This is a genomic window from Klebsiella africana (genome assembly GCF_020526085.1).
Classification (GTDB): Bacteria; Pseudomonadota; Gammaproteobacteria; order Enterobacterales; family Enterobacteriaceae; genus Klebsiella; species Klebsiella africana.
The window spans coordinates 45,075-68,627 of record NZ_CP084874.1 but is presented as its reverse complement, the minus strand read 5'-3'; the positions used below and the strand labels follow the sequence as shown (position 1 = coordinate 68,627).

The 23,553-nt window shown below is 60.5% G+C and carries 20 protein-coding genes; 13 read left to right on the top strand and 7 right to left on the bottom strand.

Going from position 1 to position 23,553, the window contains the following annotated elements:
• The first annotated feature begins 170 nt into the window (after positions 1–170).
• The 8 genes from eefA (at position 171) to LGL98_RS00295 (ending at position 10,953) form a co-directional block, all read left to right on the top strand.
• Positions 171–1,295, top strand: a complete 1,125-nt coding sequence (gene eefA / locus LGL98_RS00330) for a multidrug efflux RND transporter periplasmic adaptor subunit EefA (protein WP_136032202.1) — start codon at positions 171–173, stop codon at positions 1,293–1,295.
• Positions 1,295–4,402 carry a multidrug efflux RND transporter permease subunit EefB gene (eefB, locus tag LGL98_RS00325; protein WP_136032204.1) on the top strand — a complete coding sequence of 1,036 codons (3,108 nt, stop codon included), beginning with the start codon at positions 1,295–1,297 and terminating at the stop codon, positions 4,400–4,402. Before eefA ends, eefB begins: the two co-directional genes overlap by 1 nt.
• Positions 4,403–4,405: 3 nt before the next feature.
• Positions 4,406–5,770: a multidrug efflux RND transporter outer membrane subunit EefC gene (gene eefC / locus LGL98_RS00320; RefSeq protein ID WP_136032207.1), complete on the top strand. Its 1,365-nt coding sequence runs from the start codon at positions 4,406–4,408 to the stop codon at positions 5,768–5,770.
• 45 nt (positions 5,771–5,815) lie between these two features.
• Positions 5,816–6,979, top strand: a complete 1,164-nt coding sequence (locus LGL98_RS00315) for a multidrug effflux MFS transporter (RefSeq protein WP_136032209.1) — start codon at positions 5,816–5,818, stop codon at positions 6,977–6,979.
• Positions 6,980–7,141: 162 nt separating this feature from the next.
• Positions 7,142–8,044 carry an N-acetylmuramic acid 6-phosphate etherase gene (gene murQ, locus LGL98_RS00310; RefSeq protein ID WP_136032211.1) on the top strand — a complete coding sequence of 301 codons (903 nt, stop codon included), beginning with the start codon at positions 7,142–7,144 and terminating at the stop codon, positions 8,042–8,044.
• 24 nt (positions 8,045–8,068) lie between these two features.
• Positions 8,069–9,502 (top strand): PTS N-acetylmuramic acid transporter subunit IIBC, encoded by a 1,434-nt coding sequence (gene murP / locus LGL98_RS00305; RefSeq protein WP_203033446.1) that lies wholly within the window; start codon positions 8,069–8,071, stop codon positions 9,500–9,502.
• Between the two features lie 151 nt (positions 9,503–9,653).
• The gene (locus tag LGL98_RS00300) at positions 9,654–10,556 is read left to right on the top strand and encodes a DMT family transporter (RefSeq protein ID WP_002923118.1); all 903 of its coding nucleotides are present in this window, start codon (positions 9,654–9,656) and stop codon (positions 10,554–10,556) included.
• A gap of 106 nt (positions 10,557–10,662) precedes the next feature.
• Positions 10,663–10,953, top strand: a complete 291-nt coding sequence (locus tag LGL98_RS00295; protein WP_002923120.1) for a YicS family protein — start codon at positions 10,663–10,665, stop codon at positions 10,951–10,953.
• Positions 10,954–10,956: 3 nt separating this feature from the next.
• Here the strand turns inward: LGL98_RS00295 and LGL98_RS00290 are convergent, their stop codons facing one another.
• Genes LGL98_RS00290 through galB form a run of 4 tightly spaced genes read right to left on the bottom strand, consistent with a single transcriptional unit; the run spans position 10,957 to position 14,359 of the window.
• Positions 10,957–11,820: an NAD(P)-dependent oxidoreductase gene (locus LGL98_RS00290; protein WP_136032226.1), complete on the bottom strand. Its 864-nt coding sequence runs from the start codon at positions 11,818–11,820 to the stop codon at positions 10,957–10,959.
• 2 nt (positions 11,821–11,822) lie between these two features.
• A complete protein-coding gene (locus tag LGL98_RS00285) occupies positions 11,823–12,908 on the bottom strand; it encodes a 4-oxalomesaconate tautomerase (RefSeq protein WP_136032215.1) in 1,086 nt (361 codons plus the stop codon).
• Positions 12,909–13,622 (bottom strand): 4-carboxy-4-hydroxy-2-oxoadipate aldolase/oxaloacetate decarboxylase, encoded by a 714-nt coding sequence (locus LGL98_RS00280; protein WP_136032216.1) that lies wholly within the window; start codon positions 13,620–13,622, stop codon positions 12,909–12,911.
• Positions 13,619–14,359, bottom strand: coding sequence for a 4-oxalmesaconate hydratase (galB, locus tag LGL98_RS00275; RefSeq protein ID WP_008806774.1), 741 nt, complete (start codon positions 14,357–14,359; stop codon positions 13,619–13,621). The genes LGL98_RS00280 and galB overlap by 4 nt, the downstream gene beginning before the upstream one ends.
• A 127-nt stretch (positions 14,360–14,486) precedes the next feature.
• On the opposite strand from galB, the gene LGL98_RS00270 reads away from it, so the two are divergent.
• The gene (locus tag LGL98_RS00270; protein ID WP_136032218.1) at positions 14,487–15,713 is read left to right on the top strand and encodes a LysR family transcriptional regulator; all 1,227 of its coding nucleotides are present in this window, start codon (positions 14,487–14,489) and stop codon (positions 15,711–15,713) included.
• Here LGL98_RS00270 and LGL98_RS00265 read toward each other — a convergent pair.
• The 3 genes from LGL98_RS00265 to LGL98_RS00255 form a co-directional block, all read right to left on the bottom strand.
• The gene (locus tag LGL98_RS00265; protein ID WP_136032220.1) at positions 15,710–16,972 is read right to left on the bottom strand and encodes a gallate dioxygenase; all 1,263 of its coding nucleotides are present in this window, start codon (positions 16,970–16,972) and stop codon (positions 15,710–15,712) included. The genes LGL98_RS00270 and LGL98_RS00265 overlap by 4 nt on opposite strands.
• A gap of 13 nt (positions 16,973–16,985) precedes the next feature.
• Positions 16,986–18,356 carry an MFS transporter gene (locus tag LGL98_RS00260; protein WP_136032222.1) on the bottom strand — a complete coding sequence of 457 codons (1,371 nt, stop codon included), beginning with the start codon at positions 18,354–18,356 and terminating at the stop codon, positions 16,986–16,988.
• Between the two features lie 212 nt (positions 18,357–18,568).
• Entirely contained in the window at positions 18,569–19,510 is a 942-nt protein-coding gene (locus LGL98_RS00255) for a LacI family DNA-binding transcriptional regulator (RefSeq protein ID WP_136032228.1), read from the bottom strand.
• Positions 19,511–19,803: 293 nt separating this feature from the next.
• Here LGL98_RS00255 and LGL98_RS00250 point away from each other — a divergent pair, with 293 nt between their 5' ends.
• The 4 genes from LGL98_RS00250 to LGL98_RS00235 all read left to right on the top strand — a co-directional run bounded on the left by LGL98_RS00250 (position 19,804) and on the right by LGL98_RS00235 (position 23,376).
• Positions 19,804–20,118: a PTS sugar transporter subunit IIB gene (locus LGL98_RS00250; protein ID WP_025713757.1), complete on the top strand. Its 315-nt coding sequence runs from the start codon at positions 19,804–19,806 to the stop codon at positions 20,116–20,118.
• An 11-nt stretch (positions 20,119–20,129) separates the two neighbouring features.
• Complete coding sequence (locus tag LGL98_RS00245) at positions 20,130–21,452, top strand: PTS sugar transporter subunit IIC (protein WP_136032224.1); 1,323 nt, start codon at positions 20,130–20,132, stop codon at positions 21,450–21,452.
• Between the two features lie 97 nt (positions 21,453–21,549).
• A complete protein-coding gene (locus tag LGL98_RS00240; protein ID WP_002923158.1) occupies positions 21,550–21,852 on the top strand; it encodes a PTS lactose/cellobiose transporter subunit IIA in 303 nt (100 codons plus the stop codon).
• A gap of 144 nt (positions 21,853–21,996) precedes the next feature.
• A complete protein-coding gene (locus tag LGL98_RS00235) occupies positions 21,997–23,376 on the top strand; it encodes a carbohydrate porin (RefSeq protein WP_080786278.1) in 1,380 nt (459 codons plus the stop codon).
• Positions 23,377–23,553 lie beyond the last annotated feature (177 nt).

Here is a 23,553-nt window from a genome sequence, read left to right as displayed (position 1 = left end):
TCCTGAAGACCGAAGAGGTTGGCTTCAGCGGAGACACAATAACAATCACGTTCAGGAACATCTGTGTTCCTTTTTTGTCATTTTCGCTTACCCGAAAATGCCTCAGCGCCCAACCTATTCCCTCGTTTTTAAATAAACGGGGCGGACGTCTTATATCTTGAGAAAATATAATGAAATACATCATAGCTCCCATCGCGACAGCATTATTTCTCCTTAGCGGATGCGATAATGCGCAGACATCTGCCCCGCAGCAACCCACGCCGGAAGTGGGCGTGGTCACCCTGCAAAGCCAGCCGGTGCCGGTGATCAGCCAGCTCACCGGCCGCACCACCGCCTCGCTCAGCGCCGAAGTTCGCCCGCAGGTGGGCGGCATCATCCAGAAGCGCCTGTTTACCGAAGGCGATATGGTGAAGGCCGGGCAGGCCCTTTACCAGATCGACCCCTCCAGCTATCGCGCGACCTGGAACGAAGCGGCGGCGGCGCTAAAACAGGCCCAGGCGCTGGTGGTCTCCGATTGCCAGAAGGCGCAGCGCTACGCGTCGCTGGTCAGGGATAACGGCGTTTCCCGCCAGGATGCTGACGACGCCGCCTCCACCTGCGCCCAGGACAAGGCCAGCGTGGAATCGAAGAAAGCGGCGCTGGAGAGCGCGCGCATCAACCTGAACTGGACCACCATCACCGCACCGATTGCCGGGCGCATCGGCATCTCGTCGGTTACGCCGGGGGCGCTGGTCTCCGCCGATCAGGATACCGCGCTGGCGACGATCCGCGGGCTCGACACCATGTATGTCGATCTGACGCGATCCAGCGTCGATCTCCTGCGTTTACGTAAACAAAGCCTGGCCAGCAACAGCGACACCCTCAGCGTAACGTTAACCCTGGAAGATGGCAGTACCTATCCCAAAAAAGGGCGTCTGGCGCTCACCGAAGTCGCCGTCGATGAATCCACCGGCTCGGTGACCCTGCGCGCCATCTTCCCCAACCCGCAGCACGTTCTGCTGCCGGGGATGTTCGTCCGCGCGCGCATCGATGAAGGCATCATGAACGACGCGATCCTCGCCCCGCAGCAGGGGATCACCCGCGATGCCAAAGGCGACGCCACGGCGCTGGTGGTCGATGCCGCCAACAAAGTTGAGCAGCGTACCGTGGAAACCGGCGACACCTACGGCGATAAATGGCTGGTGCTGAGCGGCCTGAAAGCGGGCGATAAGCTGATTGTCGAAGGCACCAGTAAAGTGGCCCCCGGACAGACAGTGAAGGCCGTCGCCGTCAGCAATAACGGAGGCAACGCCTGATGTTCTCCCGTTTCTTCGTGCGTCGCCCGGTCTTTGCCTGGGTGATCGCCATTCTGATAATGCTCGCCGGGGTGCTGGCGATCCGCACGCTGCCGGTAGGCCAGTACCCGGACGTCGCCCCGCCGGCGGTGAAAATCTCCGCCACCTATACCGGGGCGTCCGCCGAAACCCTGGAGAACAGCGTCACCCAGGTGATCGAGCAGCAGCTCACCGGCCTCGACCATCTGCTCTACTTCAGCTCCACCAGCAGCTCCGATGGCTCGGTCAGCATCACCGTCACCTTTGAGCAGGGGACCGACCCGGACACCGCCCAGGTGCAGGTGCAAAACAAAGTGCAGCAGGCGGAATCGCGGCTGCCGAGCGAAGTCCAGCAGTCCGGCGTGACGGTGGAAAAATCGCAGAGCAGCTTCCTGCTGATCCTCGCGGTGTATGACAAAACCAACCGCGCCACCAGCTCCGATATCTCCGACTGGCTGGTCAGCAATATGCAGGACCCGCTGGCGCGCGTGGAGGGCGTCGGCAGCCTGCAGGTGTTCGGCGCCGAATACGCGATGCGCGTCTGGATGGACCCGACCAAACTCGCCTCCTACTCGCTGATGCCTTCCGACGTCCAGTCGGCGATTGAGGCGCAGAACGTGCAGGTCTCCGCCGGTAAAATCGGCGCGCTACCGTCATCCAATGCCCAGCAATTAACCGCCACCGTGCGCGCGCAGTCCCGGCTGCAAACCCCTGACCAGTTCAAAGCGATCATCGTGAAAAGCCAGGCCGACGGCTCGGTAGTGCGCCTGAGCGATGTCGCGCGAGTGGAGATGGGTAGCGAGGATTACACCGCCACCGCCAATCTGAACGGCCACCCGGCCGCCGGGATCGCGGTGATGATGGCCCCCGGCGCCAACGCGCTGGACACCGCGACGCTGGTGAAAAGCAAAATCGCCGAATTCCAGCGTCAGATGCCGCAGGGTTACGATATTGCCTATCCGAAGGACAGCACCGAGTTCATCAAAATCTCGGTCGAGGACGTGATTCAGACCCTGTTCGAAGCGATTATCCTCGTAGTCTGCGTGATGTATCTGTTCCTGCAGAACTTCCGCGCGACGCTCATTCCGGCGGTAGCGGTGCCGGTGGTGCTGCTTGGCACCTTCGGGGTGCTGGCCCTGTTCGGCTACTCGATTAACACCCTGACGCTGTTCGCCATGGTGCTGGCGATCGGCCTGCTGGTGGATGACGCCATCGTGGTGGTGGAGAACGTTGAGCGCATTATGCGCGACGAAGGGCTGCCCGCCCGGGAAGCTACTGAAAAATCGATGGGCGAAATCTCCGGCGCGCTGGTGGCGATTGCCCTGGTGCTGTCGGCGGTGTTCCTGCCGATGGCCTTCTTCGGCGGTTCGACCGGGGTGATCTATCGCCAGTTCTCGGTAACCATTATCTCGGCGATGATGCTGTCGGTGGTGGTGGCGCTAACCCTCACCCCGGCGCTGTGCGGCGCGCTGCTCAGCCACTCCAAACCGCACACCAAAGGGTTCTTCGGCGCCTTTAACCGCCTGTGGGGGCGCACGGAAGCAGGCTACCAGCGCCGCGTACTCGGCGGCCTGCGCCGGGGCGCGGTGATGATGGGCGCTTACGCGTTGATTTGCGGGGCGATGGCGCTGGCGATGTGGAAGCTGCCGGGCAGCTTCCTGCCGGTGGAGGACCAGGGGGAGATCATGGTCCAGTACACTCTGCCCGCCGGGGCCACCGCGGTGCGTACCGCCGAGGTGCGTCGCCAGGTGACCGACTGGTTCCTCACCAAAGAGAAAGCCAATACCGACGTCATTTTCACCGTCGACGGCTTCAGCTTTAGCGGCAGCGGGCAGAACGCCGGGATGGCCTTCGTATCGCTGAAAAACTGGTCGCAGCGCAAAGGGGACGACAATACCGCCCAGGCCATCGCCCTGCGCGCCACCAAAGAGCTGGGGACGATCCGCGACGCCACCCTCTTCGCCATGACCCCGCCGTCGGTGGACGGTCTTGGGCAGAGCAACGGCTTCACCTTCGAGCTGATGGCCAGCGGCGGTACCGACCGCGACAGCCTGATGAAGCTGCGCAGCCAGCTGCTGGCGGCGGCCAACCAGAGCAGCGAACTGCAGTCGGTGCGCGCTAACGACCTGCCGCAGATGCCGCAGCTACAGGTGGATATCGATAACAACAAAGCCGTCTCGCTGGGGCTGTCGCTGAGCGACGTGACCGATACGCTCTCCAGCGCCTGGGGCGGTACCTACGTGAATGACTTTATCGATCGCGGCCGGGTGAAGAAGGTCTATATCCAGGGCGAGAGCGATGCGCGCGCGGTGCCTTCAGACCTCGGCAAATGGTTCGTTCGCGGCAGCGATAACAGCATGACGCCGTTCTCCGCCTTCGCCACCACCCACTGGCAATACGGCCCGGAAAGCCTGGTACGCTACAACGGCTCCGCCGCCTTCGAGATCCAGGGCGAAAACGCCGCCGGCTTCAGCTCCGGCGCGGCAATGGACAAGATGGAAAAACTGGCCGACAGCCTGCCCGCGGGCTCCACCTGGGCGTGGAGCGGCATTTCGCTGCAGGAAAAGCTGGCCAGCGGCCAGGCGATGAGTCTGTACGCCATCTCGATTCTGGTGGTGTTCCTGTGCCTGGCGGCGCTGTATGAGAGCTGGTCGGTGCCGTTCTCGGTGATTATGGTCATCCCGCTCGGCCTGCTCGGCGCGGCGCTGGCGGCGACGCTGCGCGGTTTAAGCAACGACGTCTACTTCCAGGTGGCGCTGCTGACCACCATCGGCCTGTCGTCGAAGAACGCCATTCTTATCGTTGAATTCGCTGAATCCGCCGTGGATGAGGGGTATTCGCTCTCCCGGGCGGCGATCCGCGCCGCGCAGACCCGTCTGCGCCCGATTGTCATGACCTCGCTGGCGTTTATCGCCGGGGTGCTGCCGCTGGCCATCGCCACCGGCGCCGGGGCCAACAGCCGCGTGGCGATCGGCACCGGGATTATCGGCGGCACCCTGACGGCCACCCTACTGGCGGTGTTCTTCGTACCGCTGTTCTTCGTGCTGGTGAAGCGTTTCTTCACCCGCCAACGTCCTTCTCAGGAGTAAGGTATGTTTCGTTTGAGTATAGTGTTTATCGCGCTCCTGACCGCGGGCTGCGTCTCGCTTGACCCGCATTATGATCGCCCGGCCGCGCCGGTGCCGGCCACCCTGCCCGGGGCGCACGGCGAATCGACGGCGGTGGTCGGCGACTGGCAGAAAGTGGTCAATGACGCGCGGTTGAAAAAAGTGGTCAGCATCGCGCTGAACAGCAACCGCGATGTGCAAAAAGCGCTGGCCGATATCGAGACCGCGCGCGCCCAGTACGGCGAGACGCGGGCGTCGCTGTTTCCCACCGTCGATGCTGAGCTGAGCCATACCCGCAGCAAAACGGTGGCCAGCGGCCTGAGCTCCGCTTCGCAGGCCGACGGCGCGGTCTCCAGCTTCGAACTGGACTTGTTCGGCAAAAACCAGAGCCTGTCGCGCGCGGCGCGCGAAACCTGGCTTGCCAGCGAATTCACCGCGCAGAATACCCGGCTGACGATGATTGCCGATTTGACCACCGCCTGGGTGACGCTGGCGACGGATAACAGCAATCTGGCGCTGGCGCAGCAGACCATGGACAGCGCGGCAAACTCACGCAATATCGTCGCCCGCCAGATGGCGGTAGGCACCGCCTCCGCGGGTGATTTAAGCTCGGCGGAAAGCGTCTATCAGCAGGCGCGCGCCAGCGTCGCCAGCTATCGTACGCTGGTGGCGCAGGATAAAAACGCCATTAACCTGCTGGCGGGGGAAACCGTGCCGGAGAGCCTCCTGCCCGGCACTCTCGAGAGCCTGGGGGATAACAGTATTGCGCTGGTGCCGGCGGGCGTGTCATCGTCGGTGCTGCTGCGTCGGCCGGACATTCAGGAAGCGGAGCACAACCTGAAGAGCGCCAATGCCGATATCGGCGCAGCGCGGGCGAACTTCTTCCCGTCGATTTCCCTGACCGCCAGCGCCGGGGTCGGCAGTGACTCGCTGTCGTCGCTGTTCAGCCACGGGATGCAGGTGTGGTCGTTCGCCCCGTCTATCAGCCTGCCGCTATTCACCGGCGGCAGTAACCTGGCGCAGCTGCGCTATGCGGAAGCGGAGAAAAAGGGGCTGATCGCCACCTATGAGAAATCGATTCAGAGCGCGTTTAAGGACGTTGCCGACGCGCTGGCGCGCCGGGAAACGCTGAGCGAAGAGCTTGATGCCCAGCGGCAGTACGTCGCCGCCGAGCAGACATCGCTGGATATCGCCATGAAAAGCTATCAGGCCGGGGTCGGTGATTATCTGTCGGTGCTCACCGCTCAGCGCACGCTGTGGTCGGCGAAAACGACGCTGCTGTCCCTGCAGCAAACCGACCTCAATAACCGGATCACCCTCTGGCAGTCGCTGGGCGGCGGCGCCAGTTAAACTTACCCGCCGGGCGGCCGCGCCCGGCCTCTACAAGGAATTGTTATGGCACGTGTTTCCCTCTCCTGGGCGCTGATCCTCGGCCTGCTGTCGGGTATCGGCCCGCTGTGCACGGATTTTTATCTACCGGCGCTGCCGGAGATCACTCAGCAGCTGCAGGCCACCAGCACCCAGACCCAGTTGTCGCTAACCGCCGCGCTGATTGGCCTCGGCCTGGGTCAGCTGTTTTTCGGCCCGCTGAGCGACCGCATTGGCCGCCTGAAACCGCTGGTGCTGTCCCTGTTACTGTTTATCTTCTCTTCGGCGATGTGTGCCCTGACCCGCGATATCAACATGCTGATTGTCTGGCGCTTTTTACAAGGCTTTGCTGGCGCTGGCGGCTCGGTGCTGTCGCGATCCATCGCCCGCGATAAATACCAGGGCACCCTGTTGACCCAGTTTTTCGCCCTACTGATGACCGTGAACGGCATTGCGCCGGTGCTGTCCCCGGTGCTGGGCGGCTACGTTATCACCGCCTTCGACTGGCGAATTCTCTTCTGGACGATGGCCGCCATTGGCGGCGTGCTGCTGGTTATGAGCCTGGCGATCCTGCGGGAAACGCGCCCGGCCGCAGCGACGCATACCGCCCGCCAGCAACCCGGTCAGCCGGTGCTGAAAAATCGCCGTTTTCTGCGCTTCTGCCTGATTCAGGCCTTTATGATGGCCGGGCTGTTCTCCTACATCGGATCTTCTTCCTTCGTGATGCAGAGCGAATACGGCATGAGCGCCATGCAGTTCAGTCTGCTGTTCGGTCTGAACGGTATCGGGCTGATCATCGCCGCGATGACCTTTTCCCGTCTGGCACGCCGCTTTAGCGCCGAAAGCCTGCTGCGCGGCGGCCTGACGCTGGCGGTGAGCTGTGCGGCGATCATGCTGCTGTTTGCCTGGCTGCAGCTGCCGGTGCTGGCCCTGGTCGGCTTGTTCTTTACCGTGTCGCTAATGAGCGGTATCAGCACCGTCGCCAGCGCGGAGGCAATGAGCGCCGTCGACGCCGCGCAGTCCGGGACCGCATCCGCGCTGATGGGCACCCTGATGTTTGTCTTCGGCGGCATCGCCGCGCCGCTAGCGGGCCTCGGTGGTGAAACGATGCTGAAAATGAGCCTCGCGATGGCCATCTGCTACCTGCTGGCGCTGCTGCTGGGCCTCAGCAAGCCGCGCAACGCGCGCTAAACGCCAGGTGCGGTAATAAAATATTCCAGATTTATTACCGCACTATTTCCCGCCATATCTACCATTCTCGTATTATTCTCCGCGTACTAATCGTGATACCCTTCACAGGAAAGGAATAAATAATTCCTTATACTGCGCGCCACTGAGAATAACGAGGTTTCTATGAGTATTGACCTGAGCAAACTGCTGACCGAGCGGCGTAACGCCAACAGCGCCAACATTGACACCCTCTCCACCCTTGAGATGCTGACGGTGATAAACCAGGAAGACCAGCAGGTAGCCCAGGCGATTACGCCCTATCTGCCGCAAATTGCCGAGGTGGTGGATAAGGTCGCGGCGGCCCTGCAGGCCGGTGGCCGCTTGATTTATATTGGCGCGGGCACCTCAGGACGACTGGGGATCCTCGATGCCAGCGAATGCCCGCCAACTTTCGGTACCCGTCCGGAGCAGGTGGTGGGGATCATCGCCGGCGGCCATAAAGCGATTCTCAGCGCCGTGGAAAACGTGGAAGACAACAAAGCGCAGGGGGCGATGGATCTGCAGAACCTGAACTTCAGCCAGCGCGATGTGCTGGTGGGACTGGCGGCCAGCGGACGCACGCCGTACGTCATTGGCGCCATGGAATATGCCCATAGTCAGAATGCCTTTGTCGCCATCGTCAGCTGTAACCCGCATGGAGAAATGGCCCAGCTGGCGGACGTGGCGATCACCCCGGTGGTCGGCCCGGAAGTGGTCACCGGCTCTACCCGCCTGAAAGCCGGTACCGCGCAGAAGCTGGTGCTGAACATGATCTCCACCGGGGCGATGATCCGCGTCGGCAAGGTGTACAGCAACCTGATGGTCGACGTCGAAGCGACCAACGCCAAGCTGATTGAGCGCCAGGTCTCTATCGTGATGGAGGCCACCGACTGCGATCGCGCCACCGCCCAGAAGGCGCTGGAGGCCTGCGGCCGCCACTGTAAAACGGCGATCGTGATGGTGCTGGCGGACTTAAGCGCTGAAGCGGCGCAGTCGCTGCTGGCAGAAAACAACGGCTATATCCGCAAGGCGCTCAGCAACACCTGAGCGCCGACAGACAGGTAACGGGCAATGGCAAAAATAACGAAAGAGATGATAGCGCGGATCCTCGCCCACGTGGGCGGCGCCGCAAACGTCGCGCAGGCGGGCAACTGCATGACGCGCCTGCGCTTGACCCTGCGCGATGAAAGTCTGGCCAACAGCGCCGCCATCCGCCAGATTGACGGCGTGATGGGGGTGATCGTCAGCGACGAGCAGTTCCAGGTGGTGCTCGGCCCCGGCAAGGCGCAAACCGCTGCCGAAATGATGAACGGCCTGCTGGAAGAGATGCCTGCCGCCGCGCCGACGCTGGCCGACGTCGCGGCGGAGAAAAAGCAGGCGCTGAAGGGCAGGCAGACCAGCGCGGTGCAGAAGTTTCTCGCCAAATTCGCCACCATCTTTACGCCGCTGATCCCCGGCTTTATCGCCGTCGGGCTGCTGCTGGGCTTCGCCACCCTGGCGGAACAGGTTTTCGTGCTGGAGAACGCCCATCCGAACGCCAGCCTGGTGGCGCTGATTGGCTATATGAAGGTCTTCAGCAAAGGGATGTTCACCTTTCTGAGTATCCTGATTGGCTATAACGCGCAGAAGGCGTTCGGCGGCTCCGGCGTGAACGGCGCGATTATCGCCTCGCTGTTCGTGCTGGGCTACAACCCGGAGGCGACCAGCGGCTTCTACGCCGGCATTTCCACCTTCTTCGGCCATGGCATCGATCCGCGCGGCAATATCATCGGCGTACTGATCGCCGCTATCCTTGGGGCGTGGGTTGAACGCCAGGTGCGGCGGGTGATGCCGGCCAACCTCGATATGATCCTCACTTCGGCGGTGACGCTGCTGATCATGGGCGCGGTGACCTTTACGGTGATCATGCCGATTGGCGGCTGGTTGTTTACCGGCATGTCATGGCTGTTCCTGCATCTTAACGGCAACCCGTTTGGCTCGGCGGTGCTGGCCGGCCTGTTCCTGCTGGCGGTGATGTTCGGCGTCCATCAGGGGTTTGTCCCGGTCTATTTTGCGCTGGTGGACGCCCAGGGCTTTAACTCGCTGTTCCCGATCCTGGCGATGGCCGGGGCCGGGCAGGTGGGGGCGGCGCTGGCGCTGTTCTGGCGGGCGAAGCGCGATTCGCTGCTGCGAACCCAGATTAAAGGGGCGATTATTCCGGGCTTCCTCGGGATTGGCGAGCCGCTGATCTACGGCGTCACCCTGCCGCGGATGAAGCCGTTTGTCACCGCCTGCCTCGGCGGCGCCTGCGGCGGGTTCTTCGTCGGACTGATCGCCTGGCTGGGGCTGCCGGTCGGCCTGAACACGGTGTTCGGCCCGTCCGGTCTGGTGGCGCTGCCGCTGATGACCTCCGGCAGCGGAATTTACGCCGGGATGGCGGTCTACGCCGGCGGGCTGGCGGTCTCCTACCTGTGCGGCTTTGTCCTCACCTGGCTGTTCGGCAGTAAAAATGTCGATTTAAGCTAGAACGCGACTATCGGTTAATGCCCGGCGGCGGGTTCGCCTTACCGGGCCTGCAAAATAGTTACGCCGCCGCGCCCGACTACCATTTCCTGCCCCGCCGCCCGGGCGCGCGCATGCTATGATTCCCCTTTGTCATATTTCGCTTGAGGAAAAGATGGGCTCCAGCAAAAAAGGGATGCTGAACGTACTGATTGCCGCCGTGCTGTGGGGCAGTTCCGGGGTGTGTGCGCAATTTATTATGCAGGAAAGCCAGATGTCGTCGCCGTTTCTGACCATGACGCGTCTGCTGTTCGCCGGGCTGATCCTGCTGATGCTCGGCTTTGTTCACGGCGACCGCATTTTCCGCGTGCTGCAAAACCGCCGCGACGCCCTCAGCCTGCTGTTTTTCTCGCTGTTTGGCGCGTTAACCGTGCAGTTCACCTTTCTGATGACCATTGAAAAATCCAATGCCGCCACGGCCACGGTGCTGCAGTTCCTGTCGCCGACGATCATCGTCGCCTGGTTCGCCCTCGCCCGCAAAGCGCGCCCCACTCCGCTGGTGCTGGGGGCTATCTGCACCTCGCTGGCGGGCACCTTTCTGCTGGTGACTCACGGCAACCCAACGACGCTGTCGATTTCGCCTGCGGCGCTGTTCTGGGGGATCGCCTCAGCGTTTGCCGCCGCGTTTTATACCACCTATCCTTCGACGCTGATTGCCCGCTACGGGACGCTGCCCATCGTCGGCTGGAGCATGCTGTTCGGCGGCGCGATGCTGCTGCCGTTTTACGGCGGCCAGGGCACCGATTTTGTGGTTAACGGCAGCCTGCTGTTAGCTTTTTTCTATCTGGTGGTGATCGGTACCTCGCTGACCTTCAGCCTCTATCTCAACGGCGCGCAGAAGATTGGCGGCGCCAAAGCCGGGATCCTCAGCTGCGCCGAACCGCTGAGCAGCGCCCTGCTGTCGCTCCTGCTGCTGGGGATCACCTTCACACTGCCGGACTGGCTGGGCACCCTGCTGATCCTCGCGTCGGTGGTGCTGATCGCCATCGACTCGCGGCGGCGGGTGAGAGCCGCCTGAGCAGGCGATAAAAATTGCATTTTCAACAAGTTAAACTGTCCGCTATTTGCGTGTTTTCGCGCCTGCGCATATAGTTGACGAGAGCGATTACGGAAGGAGAAGCCTGATGAAAGCATGTTGGATGGTATGCCTGGTCACCGCCCTGAGCGCCACGTCGGCGTGGGCCGAATCACCGCTGCAAAGCCTGCAGTTCGAGCAGCAAAAGCAGCAGGTGCTCAAAGCGGTGAAGGAAAAATGCGCGCCAGCAAGCCACCTCAGCGATAACGATTTTGCCAATAAAGTGCTGGCGACCGACGGTAACAAGAACGCGGTCCGCGAAGCAACGCTGGCGAAAGAGCGCAATAACCAGAAAAGCTACCAGGCCGCAATCGACAAAATCGTCTGTCCGGCCAAATAGCGGTTATTTCAGCCTCGCGACCAGCGTTTTCCAGTCAAACGGCGTCAGCTGCCTGTAGCTCAGGCTACGGGCGGCCATCTGCTCCGGCAGCTGGCGCTGGCTTGTCGCGATCGCCTCGCTCATTATCCCGGCGCTCCCCACGTCACGCAGGGTTTTCACCACCTCTTCCATCTCTTCGCTGCGCCGAATGCCATGTTCCGCCACCCGGCTGATCAGATAGTCGGGGAACGCGCCTGTCCAGCCCAGAGAGGGGAAACTATGATGCAAGGAGCTAAGCACCTCCTCCTCGACACCGTATTCACGGGCCGCGAACAGGCATTCTGTGGTGAGCGCTTCAAGACCCTTGATCATCACGCTGCGGCACATTTTTATCGCCGACACCTGGCCCACCGTACTGGCGCCGTAGCGGGCATTCAGCCCCAGCCCCTGCAGACGCGGCGCAATCGCCTCCGCCTGCGGCCCGCCGATCAATAACGGTGTCTGCAATCGGGCGGGCGGTACCGGCGCCATCACCGCGACATCAATGTAGGCGCCGGGCAGAAAATGAGCGGCGGCCTGCCGTTTCGTCTCCGGCGCCACGGAATTGAGATCGAGGAAGTATTGCCCCGGCTGCAGCAGCGCGGCGGCCTGCTGCGCCACCTTTAGCGCCTCACCCGCGGTCACAGTAGAGAAAACCAGCGTAGCCCCCTCCAGCGCCTGCGCCAGCGAATTCCCCACCTGAACGCGCGAGTCACCGGCTTTCCTGAGCATTGCCTCTCGCGCCGGGCCATTGAGCTTGCAATCCCACATGGTCACCACATGCTCACGGGCCAGATCCGCCGCCAGAATGCCACCCGCCTCGCCAAAACCAATAAACGCGATTGTCATCATCACTCCTCACGCGGCCAGACACGGGCCGGAATAAAAACCTCGCCAGCAAACAGCAGTCGCGCCGTGCGTAACAGGCCGCAGCCTGCCAAGGCGCCGTCAGCATCAAGCTGAAGCGTCACGCTAAATTCGCCTGTCGGATGCTCGACGCTGAGCAGCGGCGTAGCGCCAGGCGACACCTGCGCCATGCCCTGCGCGACAGAGCCGGGGAGCAGACAAGCGCTGGCCACGCTCACCGCGCCAAATACGCCGATCGACGCGTGGCAGCGGTGGGGGATAAAGGTGCGGCTGCTGATGGCGCCGCCGTGTCGCGGCTCGGCGATCAGGGTCATCTTGGGCACCGTGCGCTGGCTGACGTCGCCAAGCTGCATCAGCGGTCCGGCCTGCAGGCGAATCGACTCCAGGCGACGTTTCAGCGCGTCGTCATTATCCAGCTGTTCGCGCGTCTCATAGCCGGTGCAACCGAGGTCGCAAGCGCGCAACAAGATCACCGGCATACCGTTATCGATGCAGGTCACCTCAACGCCGTCAAAACGGTCACGAACCCGGCCGGTCGGCAGCAAGGCCCCGCAGCTGGAGCCGGCGACATCAAGAAAATGGAGCAGGATCGGGCTGGCGCTGCCCGGCACGCCATCGATACGACTTTCGCCGATGTAGTCGACCCCGTCGGCATCGCAGGGGATCTCTGCCACCGCCAGTTGCCCCGTGTTCTCCATAAAAATACGCACCCGAGTGAGCGGCGCATCGTGGCGAACCAGACCGCGCTCGATGGCGAAAGGGCCAACGGCGGCGAGAATATTGCCGCAGTTTTGGCCGTAATCCACGGTAGCCGCCGCCACGTTCACCTGGGCAAACAGATAGTCCACATCGGCGTCAGGCCGTGCGGAGCGGCGGATAATCGCCACTTTACTGGTCAGCGGATCGGCGCCGCCAATCCCGTCAATTTGCCGGGGGTCAGGCGAGCCCATCACCGCCAGCAGCACCGCATCACGTTGCACCGGATCGGCAGGCAGATCGTCGGCCAGAAAACAGGCCGCTTTAGAGGTGCCGCCGCGCATCCATAAACAGGGGATTCCGCGTTGCGCCATTTATTCCTCCACCTCGTCTGCGCGGTCGTAATACCGCAGCCCCTTTTCCGCCAGGCGCGGGCGCATAGCGTAAATATCCAGCCCCAGCTCGCCATGGCGCATCCGCTCACGCTTCGCAAGCTCATTGCTCATGCGGGCTTCCGCTTTATCAAGCACATCACGGACCTGCGCGTGAGGCAGCACCACGACGCCATCGTCGTCGGCCACCACGACATCGCCCGGCTGCACAAGCTGGCCTGCGCAAATCACCGGGACGTTAACCGAGCCGAGGCTCTCTTTCACCGTTCCCTGGGCATAAACCTGACGGGACCAGACGGCGAATCCCATCTCCCGCAACGTTTGCGAATCACGAATGCCGATATCACCCACCAGACCGACCACGCCGCGCGATTGTAGAGACGTCGCCAGCAGATCGCCGAAGAAGCCATCGCCGCACGGCGAGGTCGGGGCCACCACCAGAATATCGCCGGCGCGGCACTGCTCGACCGCGACATGAAACATCCAGTTGTCGCCTGGCGTCACCAGCACGGTTACCGCGTTGCCCGCCCGGCTGACGCCCTGCTGAATCGGCCGGATTGCCGGCCCCATCAGCCCCTGACGATCCCTGGCTTCATGGAGCGTCGCTACCCCGGCCGCCTCACAGCGGCGCAAAACCGCCTCGTCATGGCGCGGCAGATGGCGGATCACAAGGCCTTTTTTATTTAACAGGTTCATGCCAGGTTCTCCGTTACGCGCGGGAAGATGCTCTGGAAGGCTTCGCCGTGAACGATATCGCGCGCGGCCGTGATGCCGATATTGCGCTTGGCCTGCACCCCGCGCTGCAGCGCCACGCGGGTGTAGTATTCCCACAAATGCTCCTGGCCCTGCATACACTGAATGGCCTGATACTTTTTCTCCCAGACGGCGGTGATGTCCAGCAACACATCGGGTTTCCAGTTGCACTGCTCCGGCTGGTGCGGTTCGAAACAGTAAACCGGGGGAGCAGCGACAATTTTCTCGCCAGGGCGATAGCCCTCTGCCTGGGCGATAATCCGCGCTTCCTGCGCCAGATGAGAGGCCAGCGGATGATCGTAGTTATAGGGATCGTGCAGGGAGTGCGTCAGGACAAAGTGGGGCTGGATACGGCGATACACATCCGCCAGACGAAATAGCGTCTCTTTATCGGCGCGCAGCGGATAGTCGCCGATATCAAAGAATTCGACGCTGGCGCCCAGGATCTCGGCGGCGGCCTGCGCCTCTTCGCGACGCACCTGCTTCACCGCCTCCTCGGTCATATTGCCTTTACGCCACAGTTTGGCGGACTCGCCGCGCTCGCCAAAGGATAAACAGACCACATGGACCTGATAGCCCTGCAGGGCATGCAGCGCTATCGCACCGCCCGCGCGCCAGACGAAATCGGCCGAGTGGGCGCTGACGACAAGGGCACTTTTTTCGCTAACCGGATGAGACATGATGGCTTCCTCTGTTGTTTTTTTCAGCTTGTCATGTCCCGTCGTGGGGAGGTAATTCGTTAACTTGCGAAGGCTATGATTTTTATTTATGTTGTCGACTCACTCACTGTTTCAGGCCTGACGAACAATGCTGAAAAGAAAGCACGATAAAATTATAAATATCATGCAGCTGCGCTTTTTCTGTCAGGTCGCGCTGCGCGGTAGCGTCTCACGCGCGGCCGATGACTTATTCCGCACGCAGTCAGCGATAACCCGGGCTATCCGCGACCTTGAAGCCGCGTTGAACGTCACGCTGTTCGAACGCCATTACAGCGGCATGGTGGCCACCGAGTATGGCAAGTGCATCCTGCCGCGCGCCCGGCGGGCGATTGACGACCTGCAGGCCATCCCGGCGCTGTTGCAGAAGCACCATACCCGCAGCAGCGGCCCGCTGGCGGACGCTGGCTGGCTGTTCAATACCCGCCGCTTAGCCATTTTTATTCAGCTCTATCACGTCAACCATACCCAAACCGTCGCGCAACAGTTGGGGATCACTCAGCCGGCGGTCAGTGCCGCGCTGAAGGTCCTGGAGAAAGGGGCGGATTCGGCGCTGTTTCGCCGGACGCCAGAGGGGGTGCGCCCCACCCCCGCCGCGGAGTTACTCTATCCCCCGGTGAGCAGAGCGCTCAACGAGCTGGAAAACATCTGGAGCGATCTCGCTGCCCGTCGCGGGGTGCTGGAGGGCACCGTGCGCATTGGCGCCCTGCCGCTGAGCCGGACCCGGCTACTGCCCACCGCCATCGCCGCCTTTCTGGCCCAGCACCCGGGCATCACCCTTATGACCAATGAAAGCCCGTATGAGTCGCTGGTCGCCGATATGCGGGCAGGTAATATCGATTTTATTATCGGCGCCCTGCGCCAGGATGAAGATCTTCCGGACCTCTGTAGCGAAGCGTTATTCGAAGAGGATATGTTGATTTTACTGCGTAATAACCACCCGCTGCTGCGTCATCCAGACCCGCGCAGCCAGCTGGCGACCGCGCAATGGGTGCTGCCGCGCGCCAACGCGCCGGCGCGCCATTTACTGGATAAGGCGTTTGTCACCCTGGGGCTGCCGCTGCCCCAGCCGACGGTGGAGACCGGGGATGCGGCGATGGTGCGAGGATTGCTGCAGGACTCCGATATGCTGGCGGCGGTCTCCGCCAGCCAGATGCGTTTTGAGACAGACAATGGGCTACTCAGCGTGTTGCCGGTCCCCCTGCCCGATACCACCCGGCGTATCGGGCTGACGTTTCGCGCCGGCAGTCTGCACTCTCCGGCGACGCAGGCGCTGTTGCGTTTTATCTATCAGCAGGTTCAGGACGGGACCGTTTAACGTTTCCCCGCCACCGAGTAGGTGACCTGTTGATTGCGCGTTTGCTGAAACGCTTCCAGCGTCTGCCCGCGCATCGCGGCGTAAATATGCAGGTTGGATACGCCGACCACCGCGCCCATTTTCTCCAGCAGGAAGAAGCTGGCGCCATACTGAATCAACCCCCGCCAGTCGCGCGCGTTGAGCAACTGCTGCTCCTTCTCACTCAGTCCGGCTTCGACATAAAGCGACTGAGGCGACTGTAGAAAACGTTCGCGCCAGGCAGGCTCAATCAACCGATGCAGGAAACGATTAAGCCGCAGACCATTCAGACTGCGCTCGTGGGTAAAAGGATAGGTTCCCGGCAGTTTCTCCACCCCGGCCAGCTGCTGCACCATATGCTGGCGATGGCGCGTCAGGGTATCAACGGGGGGCAGGCGCGCATTGTTCTCAAGGATCAGCGTGGCGATACCGGTCATCGACGGCAGGTAATAGTCGCGCCAGGTTTCGGTGACATTGGCTGATAGCGCGCCGCGCATCACCAGCCACATGATCACTTCGGACCCCTCCATCCCCCCCAGCTCGGCATATTCGCCAAGGGTCATTTCGGTGAGCTTTTCCGGGTCATTAACCAACATGTCAACAAACTGGGCATCCCAGTCGGGATTATTAAATCCGCAGCGCTCGCCATGAACCTGATGCGAGAGCCCGCCGGTCGCGACAATCGCCACATTGATATCTTCCGGGAAGCTTTCAATCGCCCGGCGCAGCGCCTGGCCGAGTTTGTAACAACGGCGCGCGCTTGGTACCGGAAATTGCAGCACGCCGATCTGTAACGGGATCACCGCCGTCGGCCACCCCTGCGCTTCATCCCAGGGCAACAGCGCCGAAAGCGGCGAGAAAAGGCCGTGGTCGAGCTTTTTATCCATAAAGAACGACATATCAAACTCATCGGCCATCAGGCTGGCGCCAATGTGCCTTGAGAGCGCTGCGTTGCCCTGGACCGGTGGCAGGCAACGCGGTCCGCCGCCCTCATCGGCAACGTCATATTGATTGTCGATTCCCAGCGTAAAAGTCGAATAGTGATCGAAGAAAAAGGCGGTCACATGGTCATTAAAGATGTACACCAGCGCATCCGGTTTTTTCTCCTCCAGCCAGCGCTGCAGCGGTTCGAAGCTCTGGAAGATCGGCGCCCACGCCGGGTCCTGCTGTTTATGATGATCGACCGCGAAGCCGATAGTCGGGGTATGAGAGACGGCGATACCGCCGAGAATGTTAGCCATCAGATAACTCCACTTATCGGTGTTCCAGGGGGGGTGACAAAGCGTCCAGTTCTGCCTCTGTGAGTCGAGGCTTAGCGTGATTCATACGGTGCAACAAAATACAGATCCCCGCCAGGCAGGCCGGCAGCGCAAGCACCAGAAAGATCGCGGAATGTCCCGGCACGGCCAGCATCAGCATCCCGCCCAGCGTGGAGCTGAGAATAGCCCCGGTACGACCGATACCATGCATCCAGCTGACCCCGGTGGCGCGGATCTCGGTTTGATAATAGGCTGGCGAATAGGCCTGCAGACCGTTCTGCGCGCCGTTAATGCACATCCCGCTGATAAAAATCAGCACTGACAGCGCCGCCGAACCGAAATCCATCAACCCCTGTGACAGCAGGCACAAACAGCCGAGGAAATAGGTTGCCGCAATCACCGCTTTCGCCGAAGCGCGATCCATCAGCATCCCGACAAGGATCCCGCCCAACGGGCCGCCGAGCTGGAACAAGCCAGTCATCATCGCCGCCTGCTGCAGCGACAGCCCACCGGAGCGGAGAATGGTTGGCAGCCAGCCGTTCAGCAGGTAAATCACGAACAGCCCCATAAAATAGGTTAACCACAGCGCTACCGTGCCGCGGGCATAGCCATGCCGGAACAGCTGCGCCACTTTGCTGCTCCGCGTGATGGGCGGTGTATTGAGCTGGAAAACGGTTTCAGCCGTAAACTGGCCCCCAAGCCGGTTAAGCGCCCTGGCGATCTGCTCGCCCGGTAGTCGGCGCGCCACCATGTTCATCGCCGACTCCGGCAACATCACGATCATAAAGGGGAGCACCACGAGCGGCAGCACGCCGCCAAAAATCAGCGCCGAGTGCCAGCTGTAATGCGATAACAACCCGGCGGCGATAAAGCCGCCGAGGCCGGAACCCACGTTAAAACCGCTGTACATCAGGGTGATCATCACCCCTTTACGCCGCTCCGGCATATATTCCGCCACCAGCGTAACGCAGTTGGGCATCACCGCGCCAAGTCCAAGGCCGGTGAGAAAACGCATCAGCGCCAGCTGCGTCGGGCTTTGCGCCACGGCGCCGGCCAGGCTGAACAGCGCAAACAGCGCCACCGACCAGAGTAAAATTCGCTTTCGGCCGTAGCGGTCAGAAAGCGGGCCCGCCACCAGGGCGCCAATGGCGACGCCAAACATGGCCGCCCCGAGTATCGGCCCCATTTCAGCCCGGCTGATGCCCCAGTCCTCGATGAGCGCCGGGGCGACAAAGCCCATCACCGCAGCGTCATACCCATCCAGCATAATGATGATGAAACAGAGCAGCAGCACGTTCCATTGAAAGCGCGAGACCGGGCGGGTATCTATCCACGCTTTCACATCGACAACGTTCGTGTGATTCATAGGGTGACTTCCTCAAGCAGGCGGTACGAATGTTCTGGTTAGTGTTTTTTGAGTGGAACTTTCGTACTCAACTTAAGGCAGGTCACGCAGGCTGTCCGGTTCGAAAACCCGGCGTCAGATATGAGTTTTATTTATAATGTGAGGAATACGACAAAAACCAGCCAACAAAAAAACCCGCAGCCAACGGCGGCGGGTCAGGGCAAGAGTGGTGTTTAGTGCTTCGGAATAATTAAATCGCCGCGCAGCGGGCTGCCGCCCGGGTTGTCCGTTTTCTCGGTCAGCCAGTTGACGATCCGCGACGCCATCGCGTCCATGGAATATTCAATCGCCGGGATAGTCGGGATACCGGGCAGCTGTAACGATCCGGCGAGGCTAAACACCATGACATTTTGCGGAACGGCGCGGTTAAACGCCTGCAGCTGCGGCACCACGCGCTGCGCCTGCAGCTCATCGCTCACCAGTAGCGCGTTAAAGTTCAGCGTCGTGGCGTTATTGACCAGCTCCTGCACCGCCACCGACGGCGAAGTGTTATCCAGGAACACCAGATTGCGGTTAAACGGCAAAAAGTTTTTTTCCAGCGCGTGCTTGTAGCCCAGCAGCACCTGATCGGCAAAGCCGCTGCTCTGCGGATGAATCAGCGCAATCTGCCGTCTCCCCTGGCTAATCAGATAGTGGCACGCGGTTTCAGCGGCAAAGGCATGATCGTACTGAATGCTGTTGTCGCCCTCGCTGTCAAGGCAGTCCACCAGCACCACGTCCGGGCGGTTAATATTCAGGGGGAAACGTGCGCCGATGATCAGCACGTTATCGCACAGCCCGCAGGTCAACTCCTCCAGCGAGTTCATCACGCCGTGGCTGGTGTTGGCGAAGCGCAGCAGCAGGTGTTTCTGGTGCTGGCTGAGCTGTTTTTCCAGGGCGTAGAGATAGCTGGTAGTTTGATTGATGTTGTCCTGGGCGCAGATGACGCCGATGCAGCCGGTGGACTGGCTGAGCAACGACTGGGCTATCATGTTTGGCCGGTAATTGAGCGCTTCCGCTGCCTGCAGCACCGCCTGACGACTGGCTTCCTTCACGCCACGTGAGCCGCTCAACACTCGCGACACCGTGGCTTTGGAAACCCCGGCAAGTCGTGAAACATCATTGATTGTCGACATCATTTTCCCCTGCGCGGGCGCCGCGTCCCGCCAAAATCCTGTAAACCTGAATCGCTTCAATTATGACCAGCGCAGTATATCCATTTCGCCATTTGTTTGGAAACCGATTTTCCATTTCAGCGCAAAACATCGCCAAATCGACAGAATAATGTGAGCGAAATCCAATAAATCCGCCCCATAAGCAGGAGATCTTGACCACTATCACAGTTCTGCTTTTTATGAATGGAAACCGGTTTCCGTCTGATATCAAATCACCCACGCAATAACTTTTTACATTTTGAGGATGGTCGTCGATGTACAAGATTATGCTGTGCTGCTCTGCCGGGATGTCCACCAGTCTGCTAGTCAGAAAGATGGTGGAGGCGGCGAAGGAACGTGACCTGCCGGTGCAGATTGATGCCTATGGTGTTTCCGAATTTGACATGCAGTTTCCGCAGTATCAGGTGGTGTTGCTTGGCCCCCAGGTGAAATACATGTTGAAAACCCTGTCTGAGAAAGCGGCTTCCCTGAACATTCCCGTTCAGCCCATCGATACGATGGACTACGGTATGCAGCGGGGAGACAACGTCCTGAATTATGCTCTGTCGCTGATCCCAGCGGCGCACTGAGAGGTGTTGAAATGAGTTCTCTGTATCAGTCCATGATTGCCGTGATCGAGCAATCTATTACTCCGCTGGCAGGACGCCTTGGGCAGCAGAAATACGTTATCGCGATCCGCGATGGCTTTACTGCCGCCTTGCCGTTTATGATCATCGGCTCTTTCATGCTGGTATTTATCTTTCCGCCGTTTTCCCCCGATACCACCAACGGCTTTGCCCGCGGCTGGCTCGATTTCTCCCAGCATTACCGCGAACAGCTGATGCTGCCGTTTAACCTCAGCATGGGCGTGATGACGTTCTTTATCTCGGTCGGCATTGGCGCCAGCCTCGGTCGTCAGTTTCAGCTCGATCCGGTGATGTCCGGTCTGCTGGCGTTTATGGCCTTCCTGCTGGTCGCCGCGCCCTATGCCGATGGCAAAATTTCCACTCAGTATCTGTCCGGCCAGGGCATTTTCACCGCCCTGATCACCGCCATTTACTCCACCCGCGTCTACGCGTGGCTGAAGCAAAACAACATTACTATTCGCCTGCCGAAAGAGGTGCCGACCGGCGTTGCCCGTTCGTTTGAAATCCTGATCCCGGTGCTGGTGGTTATCGCCACTCTGCATCCGCTGAACCTGTTTATCGAAGCGCAGACCGGGATGATCCTGCCGCAGGCGATCATGCATCTGCTGGAGCCGCTGGTTTCCGCCTCCGACTCGCTGCCGGCGATTTTGCTCTCCATTCTGATGTGCCAGATTTTCTGGTTCGCCGGGATCCACGGCTCGCTGATTGTCACCGGCATTATGAACCCGTTCTGGATGGCCAACCTGTCGGCAAACCAGGCGGCGCTGGCGGCGGGTACGGTACTGCCGCACGTCTATCTGCAGGGCTTCTGGGATCACTATCTGCTGATTGGCGGCGTCGGTTCGACCCTGCCGCTGGCTTTCCTGCTGCTGCGTAGTCGGGCTACCCATCTGCGGACCATCGGCAAGATGGGCATCGTGCCGAGCTTCTTTAATATCAACGAGCCGATCCTGTTCGGGGCGCCGATCATCATGAACCCGATGATGTTTATCCCCTTCGTCTGCGTACCGATGGTCAACGCGGTGCTGGCTTACGGCGCAACCCGTCTTGGCTGGCTGAGCCAGGTAGTGTCGCTGACGCCGTGGACCACGCCGGCCCCGATTGGCGCCTCGTGGGCGGCTAACTGGACCCTGAGTCCGGTGGTGATGTGCGTTATCTGCATGGTGATGTCGGCGGTCATTTACCTGCCGTTCCTGCGCGCCTATGAACGTTCCTTAATGAAAACCGAAGTTGAGAAAGCCAAAAATAGCGTTCCGGTAGCAGAAACCGTTAGCTAATCCCTCTCCTTCCGGAGAGATAATAAGATGACAGCGTAATAATGCAGAAAATGGACTTTCCCTGCATTATTAAATAATAAATACCTCAGGAATACACATGATTGAATTAGAAGATGCGGTAATGGAAATTATCGTTAATGCGGGACAGTCACGCTCATTATGTTTTGAAGCGCTGCATGCGGCCCGAACCGGAAATATCGACGAAGCGCGCTTACTCTTAAACGAGGCCGACGGCTACGCCCGCCGGGCGCATCAGATGCAAACCCAGCTCATCGGGCAGGATGCCGGTGAAGCGCGTCAACCCATGACGCTGATTATGGTACATGCCCAGGATCATCTGATGAATTCGCTGCTGGCCCGTGAATTCTCAGAGGAATTAATCCATCTGTACCAGCGTTAATTAATATGGAATAACGTCAGCGAGAATATTATTCTCCGGCGTCGCTGTACCCTAAAAAACAAATCAGCTTATTTTGGTTATTTATTTTAGCCAGAATGGGATGGTTATTATCTGAAATATATTAATTATTAAAGCGAGATAACCATGAATACTGTAAAAAAACTGCCTTTAGCCATGGCGGTTGTCGCCGCGCTGTGCCCAATTTCTGTCATGGCGCAAGAATTTACGCAGGAACAGATCGACGCCATCGTCGCCAAAGCCGTTGATAAAGCGCTGGCCGACCGCCAGGCGAAAATCGACGCCGCAGCCGACAAAAAGGTCGACGTGATCACCAACCCGCAGACCACCGCCGCCTCGCCGGATATGGCCATTCCGTTTGGCCTCAAGTTCAGCGGCTACGCCCGCTATGGCGCCCACTTCCAGACCGGCGACCAGAAATATGTCGGCGTCGACGGCTCCTATAACGGCGCCTCGGCGATCGGCCGTCTCGGCAACGAAAGCAACGGCGGCGAATTCCAGATCAGCAAGGCCTTCAAAAGCGCGCAGGGGGCTATCTGGGATCTCAACGTGATGTTCGACCACTGGAGCGATGAAGTTAACCTGAAGAAAGCCTACGTCGGCGTCACCAACGTGCTGGAATCCAACCCCAACGCCTATATCTGGGCCGGCCGCGACTTCCACCAGCGTCCGCAACAGGGGATCAACGACTACTTCTGGATGAACCACGACGGCCAGGGCGCCGGGGTGAAGAACTTTGATATCGGCGGCGTGCAGTTCGACGTGGCGGCGGTGTCGCAGGTGAAATCCTGTAGCCCGGAAGTGATGGCCGACGAGACCAACCCGTCGCGCATCACCTGTACCGGCAGCTCCGACACCGGCGACAACGGCCACTACGCGCTGACCACCAAAACCCACAACATCAAGGCCGGGCCGATCGACGTCGAGGTGTACGCCAACTACGGCTTTGACTCGAAGGCGGTGGACAGCGACGCGCGTCTCGAAGCCTGGCAGGGCGGCCTGGTGCTAAGCCACACCAACGACAGCGGGGTGAACAAGGTGATCCTGCGCTACTCCGACAACTCGGATAACAGCGTCTATAACAAAACCGACGACCTGACCACGGTCTACGCCAGCTTCGAGGGCAGCCATAAGTTCACCCAGCAGGCGCAGATCGAATACCTGCTGGCCTTCCACGACTACGACAACGGCAAGGACAACACCGACAACCGTAAAAACTACGGTGCCATCGTCCGGCCGATGTACTTCTGGAACGATGTGCACTCCACCTGGCTGGAAGCGGGCTACCAGCGCGTGGATTACGACCAGGGCGGGGATAACCACGGCTGGAAGCTGACGCTGTCGCAGAACATCGCCATCGGCATGGGGCCGGAGTTCCGCCCGATGCTGCGCTTCTACGTGACCGGCGGCCAGGTGGACAACGAGCACACCGCGAAGGTGAACGGCACCCAGGACCAGCAGCTGGATTCGCTGAACGTCGGCGGGATGTTTGAGGCGTGGTTCTGATGCGATAGCGTTGTTGAAAGAGCGTTCCCGGCTGGCGCTACGCTTAGCCGGGCTACGACTGGTGCGCTCCATTTATGCCGGATGGCGGCATATATGCCTTATCCGGCCTATGTTCCTTCCTGCGGGCTCCACCCCAGGACCGGCAAGCGCAGCACCGCCGGGCAGTCAGACCCGTGC

Excerpts from the sequence above, each read along its gene's own strand:
- LGL98_RS00235 (WP_080786278.1), top strand. The coding sequence starts at position 21,997 with ATGAATACTGTAAAAAAACTGCCTTTAGCCATGGCGGTTGTCGCCGCG.
- LGL98_RS00270 (WP_136032218.1), top strand. The coding sequence starts at position 14,487 with ATGCTGAAAAGAAAGCACGATAAAATTATAAATATCATGCAGCTGCGC.
- eefC (WP_136032207.1), top strand. The coding sequence starts at position 4,406 with ATGTTTCGTTTGAGTATAGTGTTTATCGCGCTCCTGACCGCGGGCTGC.
- LGL98_RS00240 (WP_002923158.1), top strand. The coding sequence starts at position 21,550 with ATGATTGAATTAGAAGATGCGGTAATGGAAATTATCGTTAATGCGGGA.
- LGL98_RS00315 (WP_136032209.1), top strand. The coding sequence starts at position 5,816 with ATGGCACGTGTTTCCCTCTCCTGGGCGCTGATCCTCGGCCTGCTGTCG.
- LGL98_RS00295 (WP_002923120.1), top strand. The coding sequence starts at position 10,663 with ATGAAAGCATGTTGGATGGTATGCCTGGTCACCGCCCTGAGCGCCACG.
- murQ (WP_136032211.1), top strand. The coding sequence starts at position 7,142 with ATGAGTATTGACCTGAGCAAACTGCTGACCGAGCGGCGTAACGCCAAC.
- LGL98_RS00300 (WP_002923118.1), top strand. The coding sequence starts at position 9,654 with ATGGGCTCCAGCAAAAAAGGGATGCTGAACGTACTGATTGCCGCCGTG.
- LGL98_RS00290 (WP_136032226.1), bottom strand. The coding sequence starts at position 11,820 with ATGACAATCGCGTTTATTGGTTTTGGCGAGGCGGGTGGCATTCTGGCG.
- LGL98_RS00260 (WP_136032222.1), bottom strand. The coding sequence starts at position 18,356 with ATGAATCACACGAACGTTGTCGATGTGAAAGCGTGGATAGATACCCGC.
- eefB (WP_136032204.1), top strand. The coding sequence starts at position 1,295 with ATGTTCTCCCGTTTCTTCGTGCGTCGCCCGGTCTTTGCCTGGGTGATC.
- LGL98_RS00250 (WP_025713757.1), top strand. The coding sequence starts at position 19,804 with ATGTACAAGATTATGCTGTGCTGCTCTGCCGGGATGTCCACCAGTCTG.
- LGL98_RS00285 (WP_136032215.1), bottom strand. The coding sequence starts at position 12,908 with ATGGCGCAACGCGGAATCCCCTGTTTATGGATGCGCGGCGGCACCTCT.
- LGL98_RS00265 (WP_136032220.1), bottom strand. The coding sequence starts at position 16,972 with ATGGCTAACATTCTCGGCGGTATCGCCGTCTCTCATACCCCGACTATC.
- LGL98_RS00245 (WP_136032224.1), top strand. The coding sequence starts at position 20,130 with ATGAGTTCTCTGTATCAGTCCATGATTGCCGTGATCGAGCAATCTATT.
- murP (WP_203033446.1), top strand. The coding sequence starts at position 8,069 with ATGGCAAAAATAACGAAAGAGATGATAGCGCGGATCCTCGCCCACGTG.
- galB (WP_008806774.1), bottom strand. The coding sequence starts at position 14,359 with ATGTCTCATCCGGTTAGCGAAAAAAGTGCCCTTGTCGTCAGCGCCCAC.
- LGL98_RS00255 (WP_136032228.1), bottom strand. The coding sequence starts at position 19,510 with ATGTCGACAATCAATGATGTTTCACGACTTGCCGGGGTTTCCAAAGCC.
- LGL98_RS00280 (WP_136032216.1), bottom strand. The coding sequence starts at position 13,622 with ATGAACCTGTTAAATAAAAAAGGCCTTGTGATCCGCCATCTGCCGCGC.
- eefA (WP_136032202.1), top strand. The coding sequence starts at position 171 with ATGAAATACATCATAGCTCCCATCGCGACAGCATTATTTCTCCTTAGC.